This is a genomic window from Pseudomonas sp. LY-1, from assembly GCF_053502595.1.
In genome coordinates, this window is the sequence record NZ_CP094353.1 from 4,797,501 (window position 1) to 4,815,373 (window position 17,873).

The 17,873-nt window shown below is 61.7% G+C and carries 16 protein-coding genes and 1 rRNA gene (1 of these 17 only partly in view); 6 read left to right on the plus strand and 11 right to left on the minus strand.

Annotated elements, in window-relative coordinates; all coding sequences use genetic code 11:
• Positions 1–448: ribosomal RNA gene (locus MOQ67_RS21920) — 16S ribosomal RNA — on the minus strand; it reaches 1,089 nt to the left of the window's first position.
• A gap of 417 nt (positions 449–865) precedes the next feature.
• On the minus strand, positions 866–2,047 hold the full coding sequence (locus tag MOQ67_RS21925; RefSeq protein WP_198717615.1) for a PDDEXK-like family protein: 1,182 nt from the start codon (positions 2,045–2,047) through the stop codon (positions 866–868).
• 134 nt (positions 2,048–2,181) lie between these two features.
• Here MOQ67_RS21925 and MOQ67_RS21930 point away from each other — a divergent pair, with 134 nt between their 5' ends.
• Positions 2,182–2,328: a DUF2986 domain-containing protein gene (locus tag MOQ67_RS21930; RefSeq protein ID WP_017849362.1), complete on the plus strand. Its 147-nt coding sequence runs from the start codon at positions 2,182–2,184 to the stop codon at positions 2,326–2,328.
• Positions 2,329–2,352: 24 nt separating this feature from the next.
• Here the strand turns inward: MOQ67_RS21930 and MOQ67_RS21935 are convergent, their stop codons facing one another.
• From MOQ67_RS21935 to MOQ67_RS21975, 9 genes are all read right to left on the minus strand, one after another.
• On the minus strand, positions 2,353–4,410 hold the full coding sequence (locus MOQ67_RS21935) for a methyl-accepting chemotaxis protein (protein WP_017849363.1): 2,058 nt from the start codon (positions 4,408–4,410) through the stop codon (positions 2,353–2,355).
• Between the two features lie 241 nt (positions 4,411–4,651).
• On the minus strand, positions 4,652–5,347 hold the full coding sequence (locus MOQ67_RS21940; RefSeq protein ID WP_169886381.1) for a tRNA (adenine(22)-N(1))-methyltransferase: 696 nt from the start codon (positions 5,345–5,347) through the stop codon (positions 4,652–4,654).
• A 38-nt stretch (positions 5,348–5,385) separates the two neighbouring features.
• Complete coding sequence (gene argE, locus MOQ67_RS21945; protein ID WP_102618551.1) at positions 5,386–6,537, minus strand: acetylornithine deacetylase; 1,152 nt, start codon at positions 6,535–6,537, stop codon at positions 5,386–5,388.
• Positions 6,534–7,211 (minus strand): DUF1028 domain-containing protein, encoded by a 678-nt coding sequence (locus MOQ67_RS21950; protein WP_193040247.1) that lies wholly within the window; start codon positions 7,209–7,211, stop codon positions 6,534–6,536. The genes argE and MOQ67_RS21950 overlap by 4 nt, the downstream gene beginning before the upstream one ends.
• Before the next feature lie 9 nt (positions 7,212–7,220).
• Complete coding sequence (locus MOQ67_RS21955) at positions 7,221–7,952, minus strand: class II aldolase and adducin N-terminal domain-containing protein (RefSeq protein ID WP_198717614.1); 732 nt, start codon at positions 7,950–7,952, stop codon at positions 7,221–7,223.
• A gap of 50 nt (positions 7,953–8,002) precedes the next feature.
• Entirely contained in the window at positions 8,003–8,833 is an 831-nt protein-coding gene (locus MOQ67_RS21960; RefSeq protein WP_198717613.1) for an ABC transporter substrate-binding protein, read from the minus strand.
• Between the two features lie 28 nt (positions 8,834–8,861).
• The gene (locus MOQ67_RS21965) at positions 8,862–9,734 is read right to left on the minus strand and encodes a phytanoyl-CoA dioxygenase family protein (RefSeq protein ID WP_017849369.1); all 873 of its coding nucleotides are present in this window, start codon (positions 9,732–9,734) and stop codon (positions 8,862–8,864) included.
• 25 nt (positions 9,735–9,759) lie between these two features.
• Positions 9,760–11,277, minus strand: coding sequence for an amino acid ABC transporter permease/ATP-binding protein (locus tag MOQ67_RS21970; protein ID WP_198717612.1), 1,518 nt, complete (start codon positions 11,275–11,277; stop codon positions 9,760–9,762).
• 324 nt (positions 11,278–11,601) lie between these two features.
• On the minus strand, positions 11,602–12,576 hold the full coding sequence (locus MOQ67_RS21975) for a LysR family transcriptional regulator (RefSeq protein WP_198717611.1): 975 nt from the start codon (positions 12,574–12,576) through the stop codon (positions 11,602–11,604).
• A 196-nt stretch (positions 12,577–12,772) separates the two neighbouring features.
• On the opposite strand from MOQ67_RS21975, the gene MOQ67_RS21980 reads away from it, so the two are divergent.
• The 5 genes from MOQ67_RS21980 (at position 12,773) to MOQ67_RS22000 (ending at position 17,729) form a co-directional block, all read left to right on the plus strand.
• The gene (locus MOQ67_RS21980) at positions 12,773–13,195 is read left to right on the plus strand and encodes a RidA family protein (RefSeq protein ID WP_010567220.1); all 423 of its coding nucleotides are present in this window, start codon (positions 12,773–12,775) and stop codon (positions 13,193–13,195) included.
• Positions 13,196–13,249: 54 nt separating this feature from the next.
• Positions 13,250–13,699 (plus strand): type II 3-dehydroquinate dehydratase, encoded by a 450-nt coding sequence (locus MOQ67_RS21985; RefSeq protein ID WP_198717610.1) that lies wholly within the window; start codon positions 13,250–13,252, stop codon positions 13,697–13,699.
• Between the two features lie 71 nt (positions 13,700–13,770).
• Entirely contained in the window at positions 13,771–15,021 is a 1,251-nt protein-coding gene (locus MOQ67_RS21990) for a flavin-containing monooxygenase (RefSeq protein WP_198717609.1), read from the plus strand.
• A gap of 75 nt (positions 15,022–15,096) precedes the next feature.
• On the plus strand, positions 15,097–15,453 hold the full coding sequence (locus MOQ67_RS21995; RefSeq protein ID WP_198717608.1) for a VOC family protein: 357 nt from the start codon (positions 15,097–15,099) through the stop codon (positions 15,451–15,453).
• A gap of 254 nt (positions 15,454–15,707) precedes the next feature.
• Positions 15,708–17,729: an FIST N-terminal domain-containing protein gene (locus MOQ67_RS22000; protein WP_198717607.1), complete on the plus strand. Its 2,022-nt coding sequence runs from the start codon at positions 15,708–15,710 to the stop codon at positions 17,727–17,729.
• Positions 17,730–17,873: the final 144 nt, after the last annotated feature.

Below are 17,873 nucleotides of genomic sequence, written 5' to 3' on the forward strand. Positions count from 1 at the left end.
CCTTCCTCCCAACTTAAAGTGCTTTACAATCCGAAGACCTTCTTCACACACGCGGCATGGCTGGATCAGGCTTTCGCCCATTGTCCAATATTCCCCACTGCTGCCTCCCGTAGGAGTCTGGACCGTGTCTCAGTTCCAGTGTGACTGATCATCCTCTCAGACCAGTTACGGATCGTCGCCTTGGTGAGCCATTACCTCACCAACTAGCTAATCCGACCTAGGCTCATCTGATAGCGCAAGGCCCGAAGGTCCCCTGCTTTCTCCCGTAGGACGTATGCGGTATTAGCGTCCGTTTCCGAACGTTATCCCCCACTACCAGGCAGATTCCTAGGCATTACTCACCCGTCCGCCGCTCTCAAGAGAAGCAAGCTTCTCTCTACCGCTCGACTTGCATGTGTTAGGCCTGCCGCCAGCGTTCAATCTGAGCCATGATCAAACTCTTCAGTTCAAACATCTTTGGGTTTTTAAGAAACCCTAAACTTGGCTCAGCAATCGTTGGTTACATCTTTGATTTCTCGCGGAGTAACTTGTGATGCTGATAATCTTGTTGACTATCAGTCTGACTCCACAAGCACCCACACGAATTGCTTGATTCAGTTGTTAAAGAGCGGTTGGTTAAGATCTTTCGTCTCAACCGAGGAGCGCACTCTACAGCACACTCTTCGAAGTAGCAACCCTAAAAGTTTTTAATTTTATCAACAAAATCAATTACTTAAGCCAGACCAGCAGCGAACTGCTCGTTAGCGGGAGGCAAATAATACAGGATTAAATTACGTGGTCAACCCCCGCCTGAAAATTCTTTTCCCTACTCAGGCTCGGGAGTCTGAGTAGGGCAAGTAGCTGTCCAGCGGCGCGACCCCAAGCCTCAGCCTGGCTGATCGGCCGCCATGCGGCCCGCGCCCGACGCTGCTGCGCCGTAGAGTTCATGCGCCTTGTACCAGAGGTCGTACAGGTCGTCTGCCATGCGCTCTGCCGCTTGCGCTCGCGTCCCCGATGCAAGCAGTGTCTTCAGGTGCTCGTCGCTGGGGTGTTTCATATTGAGTTCGGTGGTGAAGCGCCAGAGCAAGCCATTGTCGCTGACGCCATCGTTCTCCAACAACAGCGTCAACATTTCCAGTTGCCCGAAATCGCGAGGATGGGATTCGGCATCGCAGCAATAGCCACAATAGAAGCGATGATTAAGCTCGATGTAGACCGAGCCCGCCATAAAGCCCAGCTCGTAGTGAAGGCCGTAATAACGGTTGTCCCTGGCCGCACTGTAGTAACGGTCGATAACCGCCGCAGTGGGCGCTTCAGAGGGCTTGGGCAGCGCGGGGTATTTATCTTCGACGCACTTGGCAACGGCTTGCCAGAGTTCCAGTTGCAGGTCTTTGAGCGTCTCGGTGAAGGCTCTCTGCAGGTCCTTGACCACGAGCAGGTTGTTGTCCTGGCGTAACGTCTGCTTGAGCGCGTCCATGTAGGCGTGTCCTTGGTTCTGGAAAGTCAGTTTTGCGATGAGGTCGATGTACTGCAGCAGGCTTTCTCGCACGCCCGCTTCGCGGATCACCCAAGGTTGGCATTGCTCAAGCCAAGGCAGGATGTCGGCGGCGTAGCTGATGCGTTGGTAGTCGATGCCCAGGCAACTGCGCGTGTCGGCGTCGCGCCCGTCCAGGGTGAGGTACAACGGCGGGAACGTCTGGTAGCCCTCGCCCTGGAGCGCTTCCAGGTAACGGTGCAACTGGGCGTCCTGGTCCTCGGCGTTGAGCTTGTTCTCAATGATGATCGCCTGGCGCTTGCCGTTGCGGATCAGGATGTCGACATTGCGGTACTCGACATCCACCGTGACAGCGCGACAATCGAAGCCTTCTATATTCAACGCCGCGAGCCACAGCTCCAGCAGTTTCCCGCCCGCGGCGTGGCCGCCCTTGGGGTTGAGCAAAAAAGCCAGGTAGCGAGAGTGCAGGCGGACCTCGTCCGAAGCGCTGCGCAACAGCGTGAACAGGTTGAAGGGTTCAGGGCGATGAAGCGTGGCCCTGAGTGAGGCGGCGCGAGTGATCAATAGGTGCAAGGCTCATCTCCTTGTGCTTGCGATGCCTGAGAATGAGGCATTGTGCCACTATTTTATGACACCGCACCGTCAAAATCGGGCCCATTGTTTTTAGCTGATATCATTCGAGAATTGACCAGGTGGGTGAGACCAACATGAACCGTCGTAAAAAGATCAATCAGCTATTAAAGGCCAACGCGAAAAAGGCCAGCGCCAAATTGGCGCCGAAAACCAAGGACAAGTACATCAGCAAGGCTGACCGATTGAAACTCGAGGTAGAGTCCAGTCAGGACACAAACTAGACCGGCTTACACCCGGCGGCCTATTCAACTCAGGCGGAAACGTGCGGTGTTGTCACTCAGCGCACGGCTGCCCTTGCTCAACGTATCCGCTGCCTGATTCACCGCCCGCGCGCCATCGAGCAAGCGCCCTGCTGCCTGATCCACTTGCTGGATATTGCCGCTCACCTCGTCCGCCGTCGTCGCTTGTTCTTCCACCGCCGCCGCGATGTGCGCCAGGGTGTCGGTGACGTTCTGCACGGCTCCAGCGATCTCGCCCAGCCGCGCGCCCAGCCCGGTAACGGATTCGGCATCGGTCAGCGCCTGGGCACAGGCGACGCTCATCAGTGTGACGGCCTGGCTGACCGTGGCGCGCAGGCTGTCGACGGTGCCGGCGATTTGCGCGGTGGAGGCCTGAGTGCGTTGCGACAGGCTGCGCACTTCATCGGCGACCACGGCAAACCCCCTGCCCTGTTCGCCGGCCCGCGCGGCTTCGATGGCGGCGTTGAGTGCCAACAGGTTGGTTTGCTCGGCGATGCCTCGAATGGTGTCGACCACCGACTGAATCTGCTGGCCCTGTTGGCTCACTTGCTCCAGAGCGTTGGCGGTGTCGGTCAGGCGCTGGTTGAGTTGCTGGATGCTCGCCGTGGTGCGCTGGCTGTCGCGGCTGCTGTCTTCAGCGATGCGGCGGGTGTGTTGGGCGCTGCCGGAGGCTTGCTCACAACTTTTGGCGACGCCCATGGAGGTGGCGGCCAATTGCGTCGCCGCCGCAGCGATCTGGCTGATCTGGTGTTGCTGGTCTTCGACGTCGCTGAGGGTGCTGCCCGACTGCGAATTGAGCGTAAGCACCGCCGACCCGAGTTGCTGAGTCTCGTGATTGACCCCCAGCAGGCTGGTACGCAGTTGCACCACCGCCACGTTGAGCGCCGCGCTGATCGCCGCCAGCTCATCGCGACCGTCCACAGCCACTTCCACACACAGGTTGCCGTCGCGCAACGACTCAGCCAGCGTGGTGATACCGCTGGCACTGCGGCGGATCGAGGCTTGCAGGCACATGAACAGGTACAGCGCCGCCAGGGCCAGCAGGCTGAAAACAGCCGCTACGGGGATGAATTGCTGCAAGGAGCGGTCGTGGTAATGGGTCAGGCGCGCATCCAGCGAGCCGAGCGATTGCTTGCGCAACGCGCCCAGGCTGCCGAGCATGGTGTCGACACTGCGCTCGAAACTGGCAGGGTCAAGCTTGATGGTGCCGCCGAACACGCCGTCGTCGAGCACTTTGAGCTCGCTGTCCAGTTGTTGCAGGCTGTTGTCGTACTGCGCGGTCCAGGGTTCCAGGCCGGCATATGGCTTGGCCTTGAGCGATGCCGCTGCCTTGACCAACTGGTCCCGCGCATCGCCGATACGGCCGCGCAGGTCGCGCATCTGCAAGCGGCTTTGCAAGGTGAACTGGCCCGAGGCGATGGACGACTGACCGATACTGGCCATGCGCCCGATACGCTCGATCAGGTCCGGCGTGTGCTGGCTGGAAATCTGCATCAGCAGGTAAGTCTCCAACCAGGGGTCGAGGATCAGGCCGGCGTCGAGGGTGATCTGTTCACGCAGGGTTTGCATGGCGCTCAGCGCCGAGGTGAAGCGATCGTAGCCGTCTGGCCACCAGCCGACGGTGCGCAGGGATTGCACATCCATCCCCTTGACCGCTGCCTGCAACGCATCGAAGCGGGCCAGGGTATCGGCGCTCGCGCCCTGTTTCTTGAGCGCGTCGCCCAGGGCTTGCAGGCTTTGCAGGATGAGCGGGTTGTTCGCATCCACCTGGTCCATCGCCGCCTTGGCTGCGGGAGTCGGTTCACGCAGCAGGTCCAGCGCTTTCCAGCGCGACGCCAGGTTGCGTTGGGCCGTTAATTGGCCATCTAGCGCGTCCAGGGTCAGCAGTTGAGAAACGCCGGACTTTTCGCTGGAAATCACCGCGAGTTTGTCGCGATAGTCCAGCCCGATCATCCAGAGGCTCCCGGCCAAGGGCAGCATGAACAGAATGAACAGAATCTGGAATTTGCGTGCGAAGCCGAAACGTCCGAGCAGGCGGATACCGGGTGACAAAAGACTGTGCATGGCCGACTACTCCCTAAAACCACCCACACGCGGCAACGATGGGTGACGCCTTGAAATGACTAACGGCAAAGTGCCATGTCATTGATTGGGAAGGCTCAAGCAAGATACGGGCCGCAGAGAGCGCCCCCCTGAACAGGCGGTGCGACACCCGAAAAATCGTGTGCCGTGCGCGAAGATGGGGCGAAAGCACTCAGCGTCGGGAACGACCGCGTAGCGAGTGGGTTCGATCAACCCGCTGCGGTCACGCCAGCAACGCGGTGATCCACTGCACTTGCTGGGCGACCTCTTGCACCTTGGCCGGCGGTAACGCCTGGCGAGCCTGTTCGAAACCGGCCAGGGTTTTCTGCTTTTGCCGCAGCAGGCGTTGCCACTTGGCCAGGAAGTCCGGGCTGCGGGCCTGCAGGTGCAGCGGGCCGAAGTACAACTCCTCGGCACTGTACACCCGCGGTTCGGCGCGCTCGGCGACGATGATCTCGTAGTAGAAGCGGTTTTCCCGCAACAACTCTTCGACCAGGATGCGGTAACCGTTGTCCATCAGCCATTGGCGCAACGGTTGTTCACCGCCGTTGGGTTGCAGGATCAGGCGCTCCTGGCCGGTGAGGCAGGCCTTGCCGCTGTCGAGGATGTCGCGGATGGTCTCGCCGCCCATGCCGCAGACGCTGATCGCACTGATCGCGTCGCCGGGTTCGATGGCTGCCAGGCCATCGGCCAGGCGCACGCTGACATGTCGCTCCAGGCCATTTTCACGCACGGTGCGTTCGGCGGCCTGGAATGGCGTCGCGGCCACCTCCCCCGCCACCGCCGCCGCGATCAGGCCGCGGCGCAGCAACGCCACCGGCAGGTAGCCATGGTCGGAGCCGATATCCGCCAACCGCGCCCCGGCCGGCACATGCGCCGCCACGCGTTCCAGGCGCATGGACAATGTGTGTTCGTTCAACTGGGGCCCCTTCTTCACCACGAGTGTCAGTGCGAGGGCTATTGACGCACAAACTCCACCACCCGCTCCAGCATTCGATCACAGGCATCCAGTTGTTGCAGGCTGATGAATTCATCCGCCTTGTGCCCCTGCTCCATGCTGCCAGGCCCACACACCACGGTGGGAATCCCCGCCTGATCGAACAACCCGCCTTCGCTGCCGAAGGCGACGGTACCGAAGTCCCGCGAACCGCAAAACTGCGCGACCCACTCAGCGGCCTGGCTTTGCGACGAAGTCGCCAACCCCGGATAGCTGGACAACTCACTGAAACCGATCGCGCACTGCGCACTCACCGCCTGCATCGCCGGCAGCAGGGTGTGCTCGGCATACAACCGTAACTGGTGCGCCACCTGCCACGGATCCTGGGCCGGCAGCGAGCGCACTTCGAAATCGAAGCTGCACTGCTGCGGCACGATATTCAGCGCCTTGCCGCCGCTCATCACCCCGGTTTGCACCGTGGAAAACGGCGGATCGAACGCCGCGTTCAGGTGTTGCGGCGCCTTGAGTTCTTCACCGAGCCGCACCAGTTCCCGGATCAAGCAGGCCGCGTATTCGATGGCGTTGACGCCCGACGGCGCATAGGCCGAATGACACGCCGCGCCATGCACATCGCAACGCATGGCCAATTTGCCTTTGTGCCCCAGCACCGGCTTGAGCTCGGTGGGCTCGCCGATCACGCACAACAGCGGCTTGACCGGCTGCGCGCAAAACCGTTCGATCAATGAACGCACGCCCAGGCACCCCACCTCCTCGTCATAGGACAGCGCGATATGCACCGGCATGCGCAACGACGCCCGCACCAACGCCGGCACACAGGCCAACACACAGGCGATATAGCCCTTCATGTCGGCGGTGCCACGCCCGTACAACTTGCCGTCTTGTTCGGTGAGGTCGAACGGCGCCACGCTCCAGCGCTGGCCGTCCACCGGCACCCCATCGGTATGCCCGGACAACACGATGCCGGGCACATCCGCCGGGCCGATGGTGGCCAGCAGGTTGGCCTTGTTCTTGTGTTCGTTGAACACCAGTTCACAGGTGACGCCGTGGCCCTGCAAATAAGTACGCACGAAGTCGATCAACGCGAGGTTGGATTCGCGGCTGGTGGTGTCGAAGCGCACCAGTTGCGCCAGCAGGTCACGGCTGTGGCTCATCGGTCATCTCCCGGCACCGCATAGCCCGGCGCGATGTGCGGGTGGAGGGCGCGGTCGAGGTAGTCTTGCAGTTGCCCGCGATAGGCCTGCCACAACTGATCGAGGGCGCCGATCGGCTCGGCATCGGCCCAGTCCACGCGCAGATTGACGATGGGCCAGAGCAGATCGTCGACCACCACCAAGGCTGCCGAATGCACCGGCCCCGCTTCGCCGCCGAGGGCCTGGCCTGCGTGCATCGCGGCGAGCAGCCGGTCAGCCAGATGCCCCGAGGCGTTTTCGAACGCGCCGACCATCGCGGCAATCACACCGGGATTGGCCAGCATGTTCCCGGCCGCAACACATTGCTCGCCACTCAGCGCGGCATGCAGGCCGAGGGTCTGCGCGCCGCTGAAGTGCGCGGTGCGGCCCAGCCGATCGATCACCGTCACCTGCCGATAGTCGCGATGGTCCTGCCCGGCGAACACTGCCGCCACGGCTTCACTCGGCGTCATGCCCTGCTCCAGCAGGTCGAGAATCTGCGGGCCCAGGCTCGGCAAAGTGATGTTCTGCGACGCCACCGCGCCCACACCGGGGCGCAGCCACGGGCAACGCGCGCCCACGGCGATGCTCGACGAACTGATGGCGATCCCCAACTGGCCCGTCTCGGCACAGCGGGCAACAACGGAAAAGGTCATAGCGCTTCCTCAGTCGAGCACCGACGCATCGGCATCGATCATCATTTGCTTCATTTCTTCAAAATGCTGGCGCGAGAAATCGGTAATGCCTTCCCAGCCCCGCGCGGTTTTTTCCGCCACTTCATCGGACAACACCCGCAACGGCTGCCCGGTGGACCACGCCGTGACGAGGATCTGGCAGGCGCGCTCCAGGGTCCAGATATCGTCGAACGCTTCACCGATGGACGAAGCGGTCACCATCACGCCATGGTTGCCCATCAACAGGCGGCTCTTGCCGTCGAGCAGGCCGACCAGGCGCGCGCCTTCGGCTTCGGTATCGGCCATGCCGCCGTAGAGCTCGTCCACCGCCACGCGGTTGAAATAGCGCGCGGTGTTCTGGTCGATCGCCGGGATGTGCGGCTTGGCCAGGCACGCCACCGCCGTGGTGTAGACCGGGTGCAGGTGCAGCACGGCGCGGGTGTGCGGCAGCAGCCGGTGGATCTGCCCGTGGATCGACCAGGCGGTGGCGTCCACGTTCGGGTGGTCGGCACAGTTGGGGTCATCGGCGTTCAATAGCAGCAGGTCGCTGGCGCGAATGCGCGAGAAGTGCTTCCACTTCGGGTTGAGCAAAAACTGTTTGCCATCGGCCGACACGGCAGCGCTGAAGTGGTTGGCCACCGCTTCGTGCATGCCCAGGTGGGCGACGATGCGAAAGGTCGCTGCCAGGTCGATGCGCGTCTGTTCTTCGAGGGATAACGCCATGGATCGGTCTCCGCAGGGCGCGACCGCAAGACGGCGGCCGCGCAATAGGCTTACTTGGGCATCAGCGCCGCAAGGTCGGCATCGGTGGGGGCCTCGAAGTTGTACTTCTTGAGCAAGGCCGCGTATTCCGGCGTGGCGCGGTACTTCTCCAGGCCGTCGAGCAAGGCTTGCTTGACCGTGTCATTGCCCTTCTTCACGCCGAAGCCGTTCAGCACCGGGTAGATCAAGGCGTCGGAGGAAATCACCACGCGGCTGCCCAGCTTGTCGATCACGCCACGGGCCACGGCCGCGTCGGTGATCTGCGCTTCGACCGCATGGGCCAGCAGCGCCTGGGTGGTTTGCGGGTCGGTGCTGTACTCGCTGATCTGGATCGGCTTCAAGCCCTTGGCCACGCAGTACTCGGCCGACAGTTTGTTCATCTGCGCGAGCCAGGACGTAGCGCCCATGGAACCGATCTTGTGGCCGCAGAATTCTTCCGGGGTCTTGGGTTGGAAGGTGCTGTCCTTAAGGGTCAGGATCGACTCACCGCTTTTCAGGTAGGGGATCATGTCGATGACCTTGACCCGCTCGGCGGTGATGTACATCGACGAGTTGGTCACATCGAAACGCCCGGCCTGCAGGCCGGTGATCAGGTTGGGAAAACGCGTGTCGAGAGTCTCGACCTTGCGCCCCATGACCTTGCCCAGGCCGTCCATGAACTCGATATCGAAGCCCGCTGGCTTGTTGTTATCCATGTACTCATAGGGGAAGAACGTCACATCGGAACCGGCGATGATCTTGCCGTCCTGCTGGAACGCCGAAGCCGCCAACGAGGTCATCGCAACCGCTGCGCCCAGCAGGCACACGGCAAGGGGACGAACACTTTTACGAAACGCTGTCATGGTCAATACCTGCAAGGGGGTTGGGAGGTTAGGCAGTGGCAGAATCTTGTCCGGCCTGTTGCACGAAGAAAGACGCGCCACGGGGTTTCTGCGGCAAGCGCAGTTGGTTGTCCGTGGAACGTATCAAGCCACTTTCTTCACCGGCCACCAGCAGGCCGGCATGTGCGCTGGGCAGAGGGTTTTCGCCGAATGGCAGCGCGTCTTCAGCGGCGTAGACGCTGATGAACAGGGTGCGCGGCAGTTCGGTCTCGTTAGGGCTGGAGGCATGCAAAAGCCGGGTGTGCATGAAGCACACGGAACCGGCCGGGCCGTAGCAGGCGACCGGTTGCCGACAGTGTTGCGCGACCACGGCGTCGTCCACCGCGCCGGTGAAACGCTGGTTCTGCCAGTGCGACCACAACGGGCCTTTATGGCTGCCGGGGATCACATTCAGCGGGCCGTTTTGCGGGGTCACTTCGCTGACCATCAGCAAGGCGGTGATGATGTCGTCGTTGCTGTGGGGCGTGAATAAAAAGTCCTGGTGCCACTTCACCTGGGTCGCGGTGCGGGGCAGCTTCGAGTTGATCTTGCTGTGGTGAAAGCGCGTGCCACTGGCGCCGATCAACTGCGCGGAAATCGCCGCCATGCGTGAATGCAACGCCACGCGCTCATACACCGGGGAAATCTCGGTGGGCGAACTGACCCGCCGCAGCGACGGGTGATCGGCGCGATGGTCGCCCTCCAGATCGAAGCGTGCGCGGCCATCCACGGTGGTGCCCCAGCCCTGGTCATGGCGGCGACTTTCTTCTACCCATTGGTCGAAGTCGTGCTGCAGCGCGGCCACTTCGTCCATCGACAACACGCCTTCCACCACCAGGTAGCCGTCGCGCTGGAACTGCTCGATTTGATGTTGCTCGATCATTTTGTTTTTCCTGAACGTTAGAGGGTCACGCCAGCGAGACGTCCTTGAGGAACGCCTCCACGCGTGGGTTCTGGCCGCTGCGCAATACCGCAGGCGTGTCGTCGCAGACCACACGCCCCTTCTCCATGAACACGATCCGATCGGAGACCTTGAACGCGAAATTCATCTCGTGGGTGACGATCACCATGGTGATGCCCTCCTCGGCCAAGGCTTCGATGACTTGCAGCACTTCGTTGACTTTCTCCGGGTCGAGCGCCGAGGTGGGCTCGTCGAACAGCATGATCTGCGGGCGCATCATCAACGCGCGGGCGATGGCCACGCGTTGCTGCTGGCCGCCGGAGAGTTGGTGCGGGTACTTCCAGGCGTGGTCGAGCATGCCAACCTTGTGCAGCAGCGCGTAGGCCTGTTGCTTGAGCGCGTCGGTACGCCCCAGGCCGTGGTATTTCGGCGCCATCAGCAGGTTGTCGAGCACGCTCAAGTGCGGGAACAGATTGAAGCTCTGGAACACCATGCCGATGTTCAGGCGATGCTCGGCGTGTTCGACGTACTGCGGTTTCTGCGCGCCGGTTTTGTTCAGGTGGATGAACGGCTGGCCGTTGATCTTGATCTCGCCGTTGTCCAGTTGCTCCAGGCCGTTGAGCAGGCGAATCAAGGTGGTTTTGCCCGACCCCGACGGCCCGATCACCGACACCACTTCACCGGGCTGGACCTGCAGGTTGACCGAGCCCAGCACCTCGATGTCGTTGTAGGCCTTGTGCAGCCGCGTGGCTTGCAGCGCCGGGGCCCCGGTGGTTGCCGGACGTTGCAGCGCAACCCGTTGTTGCGTGGCCAGCGCCAGCACCGTCGCATCGGGAACCCGCGACACATTGCGTTGGTTGACGTCGAGAAAGCGCTCCAGGCGTTTGAGCAGGAAGTCGAACACGGTGACGATAAACACGTAGAAAAACGCCACCGCCGCCATGGTTTCGATCACCAGGAAGTTCTGCGAATACAGGCGCTGGCCGACCATCAGGATTTCCGTCAGCGAGATCACCGACACCAGCGAGGTGAGCTTGACGATGGAGATGTATTCGTTGGCCAGGGACGGCAGCGCCACCCGCACGGCCTGGGGGATCACCACGCGCCATTGGGTGCCGAAAAACTTCAAGCCCAACGCCCGCGCTGCCTCGCCCTGGCCTTTGGGGATCGAGAGCAGACCGCCGCGATGGATCTCGGCCACATACGCCGTTTCGCAGATCACCAGGGCCAACAGGCCGGACCAGAACGGGTCGGCCAGAATCGCCGACGTGCCGGGCAGCGCTTGCGGCAGGTTGTAGATAAAGATCAACAGCACCAACAACGGCAGGCTGCGGAACAGCCAAATATAGCCACGCGCAGGAACGCTGAGCAGCCCATGCCTGGATTGCTTGGCCAGCGCCAGCAGAAAGCCCAGACCGATACTCAAGACCCAGGTCAGGGTGCTGAGCTTGATCACCGTCCACGTTGCGCGCCAGAACTCGGCGTCACCCAGCAGCCCCAACATATAATTCCAATCGAATGTCATCGTCGCGCTGCCCTGCCCCAAAAGAAGGAAATTGATCTGCGTCAATGAATTCAGAGTCGTGGGGACGGGCCCTTGGGGTCAATTCGTAAAACCCGGTCCACTGGGTAGGCAGAACCTACGCAGCCCCCCGCCGCCCTCGAAACCACCAAAAACCAATGTGGGAGGGGGCTTGCCCCCGATAGCGGCGCATCAGCAACACATCAGCAAGCTGACCCACTGCAATCGGGGGCAAGCCCCCTCCCACATTGGATATGCCGCATGCCCTGACCGAAAGGGTGCGCGCCTGAACTCACCGCGCCGAACACGCCACCTTTTGGTGCAAATTCAGCTCACACTGCTGAGCGAGCGCACCGCATGCGGGTCAAAAAAGCTCGGCGGGGCCATGCCGGGGATGTACTGGTCGGACACAAACATCCGGCAGCGCTCGGCAAACGCCGACACCACGCGTGACAGTTGAGTGTTGCTCGCCGTGGCGTACCCCAGCTTCATCGGCCGGTGCGTGCCCGCCAGGCGCAGGCGGATCACGCGTTTGCCGTCCTGGGACAGGTTCGATTTGGGCCGCGCATTCGCGAAGGAATAACCGATCCCGTTGCCGACCATGGCGCGCACCGTTTCGAGGTTGGTGGAGCGCATGATGATGTTCGGCGTGGTGCCCGCCTGCATAAACAGGCTGAGGAAATAGTCGCGGCTCCACGGCGTGTCGAGCAGCACCACCGGGTACGCCTCCAGATCCTGCATGCTGACCGCCGACAGGCTCGCCAGCGGGTGGTACTCGCCGACCATCACATACGGCGGCAGGTGCGCCAGGGGTTGGAAGTCGATGTCGGGGCTGGTCACCAGGTCGTAGGTCAGGGCGATGTCCAGCTCGCCGCTGCGCAGTTTTTCCAGCAGTTCCTCGTGGTTGCCCTCGGCCTGAGTCAGGCGCACGCCGGGAAACGCGCGGCCGAAGCCAAACACCAGCTCGGGGGTGATCATCGGCGCCAGCGACTCCAGGCAGCCCACCCGCAACGGCCCGCGCACGGTGTTCAATGACTCCGAGGCGATGGTGTAGAGGTTGCTCATCTGTTCCATGATCTGCTTGGCTTCTTGCATCACCAGACGCCCCACGGCAGTGAGGGAAATGCCCTGGGCGTGATGCCGGATAAACAGCTGGATGCCCAGCTCAGCCTCCATATGAGTGATCGCCGCCGAGATCGACGGCGACGACACATGGATGCGTTCAGCGGCGGCACTGATGCTGCCCGCCTCGCCCGACGCGACAAAATATTCCAGTTGGCGCTGAGTAATACGACTGAGCATCAGGCCTGTACCTCGGTAATGACTGTATGCCCAGCGTGTTGCAGGGTTCATGCCGGGATAGGCGCGGGGCCGGCGCAGGGCGATGACCAGCACGGGCTTCGGTTTTTCCTAAGCACTACCCCGCACAAATGCTGGTTTCGCCCGGCAACAGGCGATGTGAAGCTGATTGCATCCCGCTTCCGACGAGTCGCCAGCCATGCCCACCCACACCCGCATCCGCATGTTCAACACAAAGCAGACCTACCCCAACCAGGCGCTGGACAACGACCTGTGCCAGGCCGTGCGCGCCGGCAACACCATCTATGTACGCGGCCAGATCGGCACTGATTTCGACGGCAACCTGGTCGGCCTCGGCGACCCGCGCGCGCAAGCCGAACAAGCCATGAAAAACGTCAAGCAACTGCTTGAGGAGGCGGGTTCCGACCTGTCCCATATCGTCAAGACCACCACCTATTTGATCGACCCGCGCTACCGCGAGCCGGTGTATCAGGAGGTCGGCAAATGGCTCAAGGGCGTGTTCCCGATATCTACCGGGCTGGTGATTTCCGGCCTGGGCCAGCCCGAGTGGTTGATGGAGATCGATGTGATCGCCGTGGTGCCGGACGATTGGACCGTATGAAGGCGGCCGACGCCAACGTCGCGCTGCACGTCGCGAAATAAGCCGGAGAACCCCATGCCCCGCACCGTGTACTTCCTCAATGGCCCCAACGCCAACCTCTACGGGCTGGACAAGCACGGCACCTACGGCAGCGCCAGCTTCGCCAGCATCGAAGCGTGTTGCCAGGGCCACGCCGCAGAGTTGGGCCTGACCCTGGACTTTCGCCAGAGCAACCATGAAGGCGTGCTGGTGGACTGGATTCAAGAGGCCCGCCTGAACGCCGACGCCATCGTGATCAATGCCGCCGGGCTGAGCTACAGCTCGGTGCCGATCCTCGATGCACTGCTGGCGTTCGACGGCCCGATCATCGAAGCGCACATGAGCAATATCTGGAAGCGCGAAAGCTTCCGGCATCACTCCTACGTGTCCAAAGCCGCCACCGGCGTGGTCGCCGGGTTGGGCGCGCTGGGTTACCGACTCGCACTCACGGCGGTGGCCGAGCTGCTCAAAGAACCGCAGCAGTGAGCAGGCCGATCATCGATCAAATGCGGCTCTGCGGTATTGCAGATAAACCTCTAACTTTTCAGGAAACGCCTATGTCCGTCGAAACAATCAACACCCTGGTAGTCGGCGCAGGCCAGGCCGGCGTCGCCATGAGCGAGCACCTGTCGCTGATGGGTGTGCCGCATATCGTGCTGGAGCGCAGCCGCATCGCCGAGCGCTGGCGTTCGGAGCGCTGGGACTCGCTGGTCGCCAACGGCCCGGCCTGGCACGACCGCTTCCCCGGCCTGAAATTCGAGGGCATTTCCCCCGAAGCCTTCCCGCCCAAGGAGCGCATGGCCGACTACTTCCAAGCCTATGTCGAGATGCTCAACGCCCCGGTGCGCACCGGCGTCGAAGTGCAGCAAGTGGAGCGCCATGTCGGTCGCCCCGGCTTCAAGGTGACTACCTCGGCGGGCGTGATCGAGGCCGCTAACGTGGTGGCCGCCACCGGCCCGTTCCAACGCCCCTCGATCCCGGACATCGTGCCCGCCACCGCGCCGCTGCATCAGTTGCATTCCTGCGCCTACAAGAACCCCGGCCAACTGCCCGAAGGCGCCGTGCTGGTGGTCGGCGCCGGTGCTTCCGGCTCGCAGATCGCCGAAGAACTGCAAAAGGCCGGCAAAACCGTGTACCTCTCGGTCGGCGAACACTACCGCCCTCCCCGCGCCTACCGCGGCCGCGACTACTGCTGGTGGCTCGGCGCCCTGGGCCTGTGGGATGAAGTCAAAATCCAGCCGAAGAAAAAACACGTGGCCTTTGCCGTCAGCGGCTACGAAGGCGGCAAGACCGTCGACTTCCGCCGCCTCGCCCACCAAGGGATCACCCTGGTGGGCGCCACTGAACACTGGAACGCAGGCGTCATGACCTTCGCCCCTGGCCTGGCCGCCAACGTGGCGCAGGGCGATCGAGCGTACTTCGAGGTACTGCGCGACGCCGATGCCTATATCGAGGCAAACGGCTTGCCGTTCCCCGAAGAACCGCAAGCCAGGGAACTGCTGCCCGACCCGCAATGCCTGCTTGACCCGATCCTCAGCCTGGACCTGGCCGAAGCCGGCGTGACCACGATTCTGTGGGCCACCGGGTTCAAGTTCGACTTCAACTGGTTGAAGGTCGATGCGTTCGACGAGAACGGCGAACCGTTCCACAAACGCGGGATTTCGGCACAGAGCGGGATCTACTTCCTGGGCCTGCCGAATCTGGTGAACCGGGCGTCGTCGTTTATCTATGGGGTTTGGCATGATGCGAAGTACGTGGCAGATCACATCGTGTTGCAGAACGAGTACATGGCGTATGGCAAGGCTTAGCGCCTTGCTCCCAGCAGCCTTCCAACGACCGATCCGCTACAATCGCCGCTTTGGACATTCGCCAAGGAGGCAGCCATGAGCGTTCGTGGTCAAGATCGACAGATCGACAATATTGAATTCAATGTCAGCGACATTGCCCGCAGCAAAACTTTCTACGGCCACGCGTTCGGATGGACGTTCGTCGACTACGGCCCGACCTATACCGAATTCAGCGATGGCCGGCTGACGGGTGGCTTCACCACGGGGGAGCCGGTGCGGCCGGGCGGTCCTTTAGTCATCTTGTATGCGGACAATCTCGAGGACGCGCAGCGGCGGCTCAAGGCTGTGGGCGCGGTGATCTCCCGCGAAACCTTTTCGTTCCCCGGTGGAAGCAGGTTCCACTTCATTGATCCTGACGGCTATGAACTGGCCGTTTGGACAGCGCAACAGTAAAGACTGAGCTTTTATCGATTGAGCGAGCGCATGGTTTTATACATGCGCAAACTGTCCTTCCCCACTTTTATGCTGTTTCTGTGCTTGCAGGGTTGTGCAGAGATACCCACCCGTTCGGATGTAAATGCCGGATTGGCCCCCTGCACCTCGTCGTCGCCCCGATTCTCCTCCTCCAGTCTCCGCCACATCGGCCGATAACCTTATTAGCCGCAAGCCTATTGCATGCGTCCCCTCACTGGATCGAGCCCGTCGCCATGAATCCACTCAACTTCCTAAAAAAAGCCCGGGCCGATCGTCAAGGCACCGCCACCCTGACCTGCACCGCCAATGAGCTGGAGTCTTCATTGGCTAACCTGCGCATCGCGCCGGTGCTGATCACCGGTTTCATCTCCCCTCACTTGGACATCGACCAGGTCGCCGCCAAGCTCAAGCGCCGCTTCCCGCAAACCAGCATCAGCCTGTGTACCTCCGCCGGCGAGTTGTGCAACGCGGCGAATTCGCTGTATTGCACCACCGGCGAGCGCTGGGACCGGATTGTGCTGCAGCTGTTTGACGACAGCCTGATCGCCTCCGCCGAAGTGGTGATGGTGCCGCTGGAGTGTGAAGACATCCGCAGCGGCGGCAAGCGCATGGGCATGAAGGAGCGGATTGCCAAGCTGACGAGCAATATCAAGCGCGTGCAGGCGCACACACTGATCGACCATCGCGACACGCTGGCCTACGTGGTGTTCGACGGGTTATCGGCGTCGGAGTCGTTTTTCATGGAGGCGCTGTATGAATCGGGGCGTTTCCCCTGCCTGTTTGTCGGCGGGTCGGCCGGGGGCAAGCTGGATTTCCAGAAAACGCTGATCCATGACGGCCAGCGCAGTTACCAGAACCACGCACAAATCGTGTTCCTGAAGACCGCCGCGAATGTGCGTTTTGGCGTATTTAAAAGCCAGAACTTCAAACCGGCTGATTTGACCTTCAACGTGCTGACCGCCTCCGAAGAGGACCGCACGATTGACCAGGTGATCGACAGCGCGGGCAATATCAAGAGCATGGTGCAGGCGCTGTGTGACGCCTTCAATTGCGCGCCCCAGGCGCTGGAATCGAAGTTGGCGGATTACTCGTTTGCCATCCGCGTGGGCAATGAGTTGTTCGTGCGCTCCATCGCACGGATCGACTATGAACACCAGATCGTCCAACTGTATTGCGACGTGGCACCCGGCGAGGAGTTGGTGATGGTCCGGCGCACGCCGTTGCGTGAGGCCACCCGCGTGGACTACGAGCAGTTTCTGCGCGGCAAGGGCGGGCAGCCGGTGGCGGGCATTCTCAATGACTGCATTTTGCGCAGGCTGAACAACGCCACCGAATTGGGCAGCATGGCCGGGACGTTTGGCGATGTGCCGCTGGCAGGGCTGTCGACCTTTGGGGAAATCCTGGGCTTGAACCTGAACCAGACGCTGACCGCAATTTTCTTCTTTCGGGTGGCCAAGGGCGCCAGCTTCAGCGACGAGTACGCGGACAATTTCATTGCGCACTACGGCGAGTTCAAAGCCTTCTTCCTACGCCGCCAGGTGAATAAACTGGCGGGATTGAACCATGTGGTGGTCAAGCAGATTGCAGCGTTCAAAAACAATGACTTCAGCGGTGCCCTGAATACCCGCGGGCTGGACAGCAATATTTTGCCGGTGTTCGAGGGCCTGGCGGACCTGGGCCAAGTGTTGGCCCAGGCCGAACGTCAACACGCGGAAATCTCCTCGCAGATCAAGCATTACTCCGGCGAGTTGCACGCCTCGATGGACGAACTGGTTGGCACCATCGACCAGCAGAACACCGTGTCTGCGAAGGCCGGGGCGACGGTCGAGGGCTTGTCCAGCCAGGCCGATGATGCCGTGGTCGGTGCGCGGACCCTGGCCGGTTCGAGTTTGCGCATCCAGTCGATTGTGCAGGTGATTCAACAAATCGCCGGCCAGACCAACCTGCTGGCGCTCAACGCGGCGATCGAAGCCGCGCGCGCAGGCGACCTGGGCCGGGGTTTTGCGGTGGTGGCGGACGAGGTGCGCAAGCTGGCGGAAATCACCCGCAAGAATGCCGCAGAAATCGGCGTGGATATCGACCTGTTATCCGGCGAAATCCAGCGTGTTGCCCAGCAGATTGAAGACCAGTCCAGCGGCGTCGGTGCCTTGCGCGAAATGCTCGATGCACTGGAGGCGTCAAGCCGTGCGACAGAGGGGACTGCGCAACGGACCAAGACGATTGCGGATACGCTGACTGGGCTTACGCATGCGTAGACGCCCATGGGGTCTACCTCGGATGCTCAACTAGCTTGAACAGATTGCTCAGCCGGATCGGGCGCGTGTTGGAAGAGGTTTGATTACGAGGCCATCGAGTATAAACCGAGGGGGCCGGCCTTCAGGGGAATCGGCGCCCGGAGT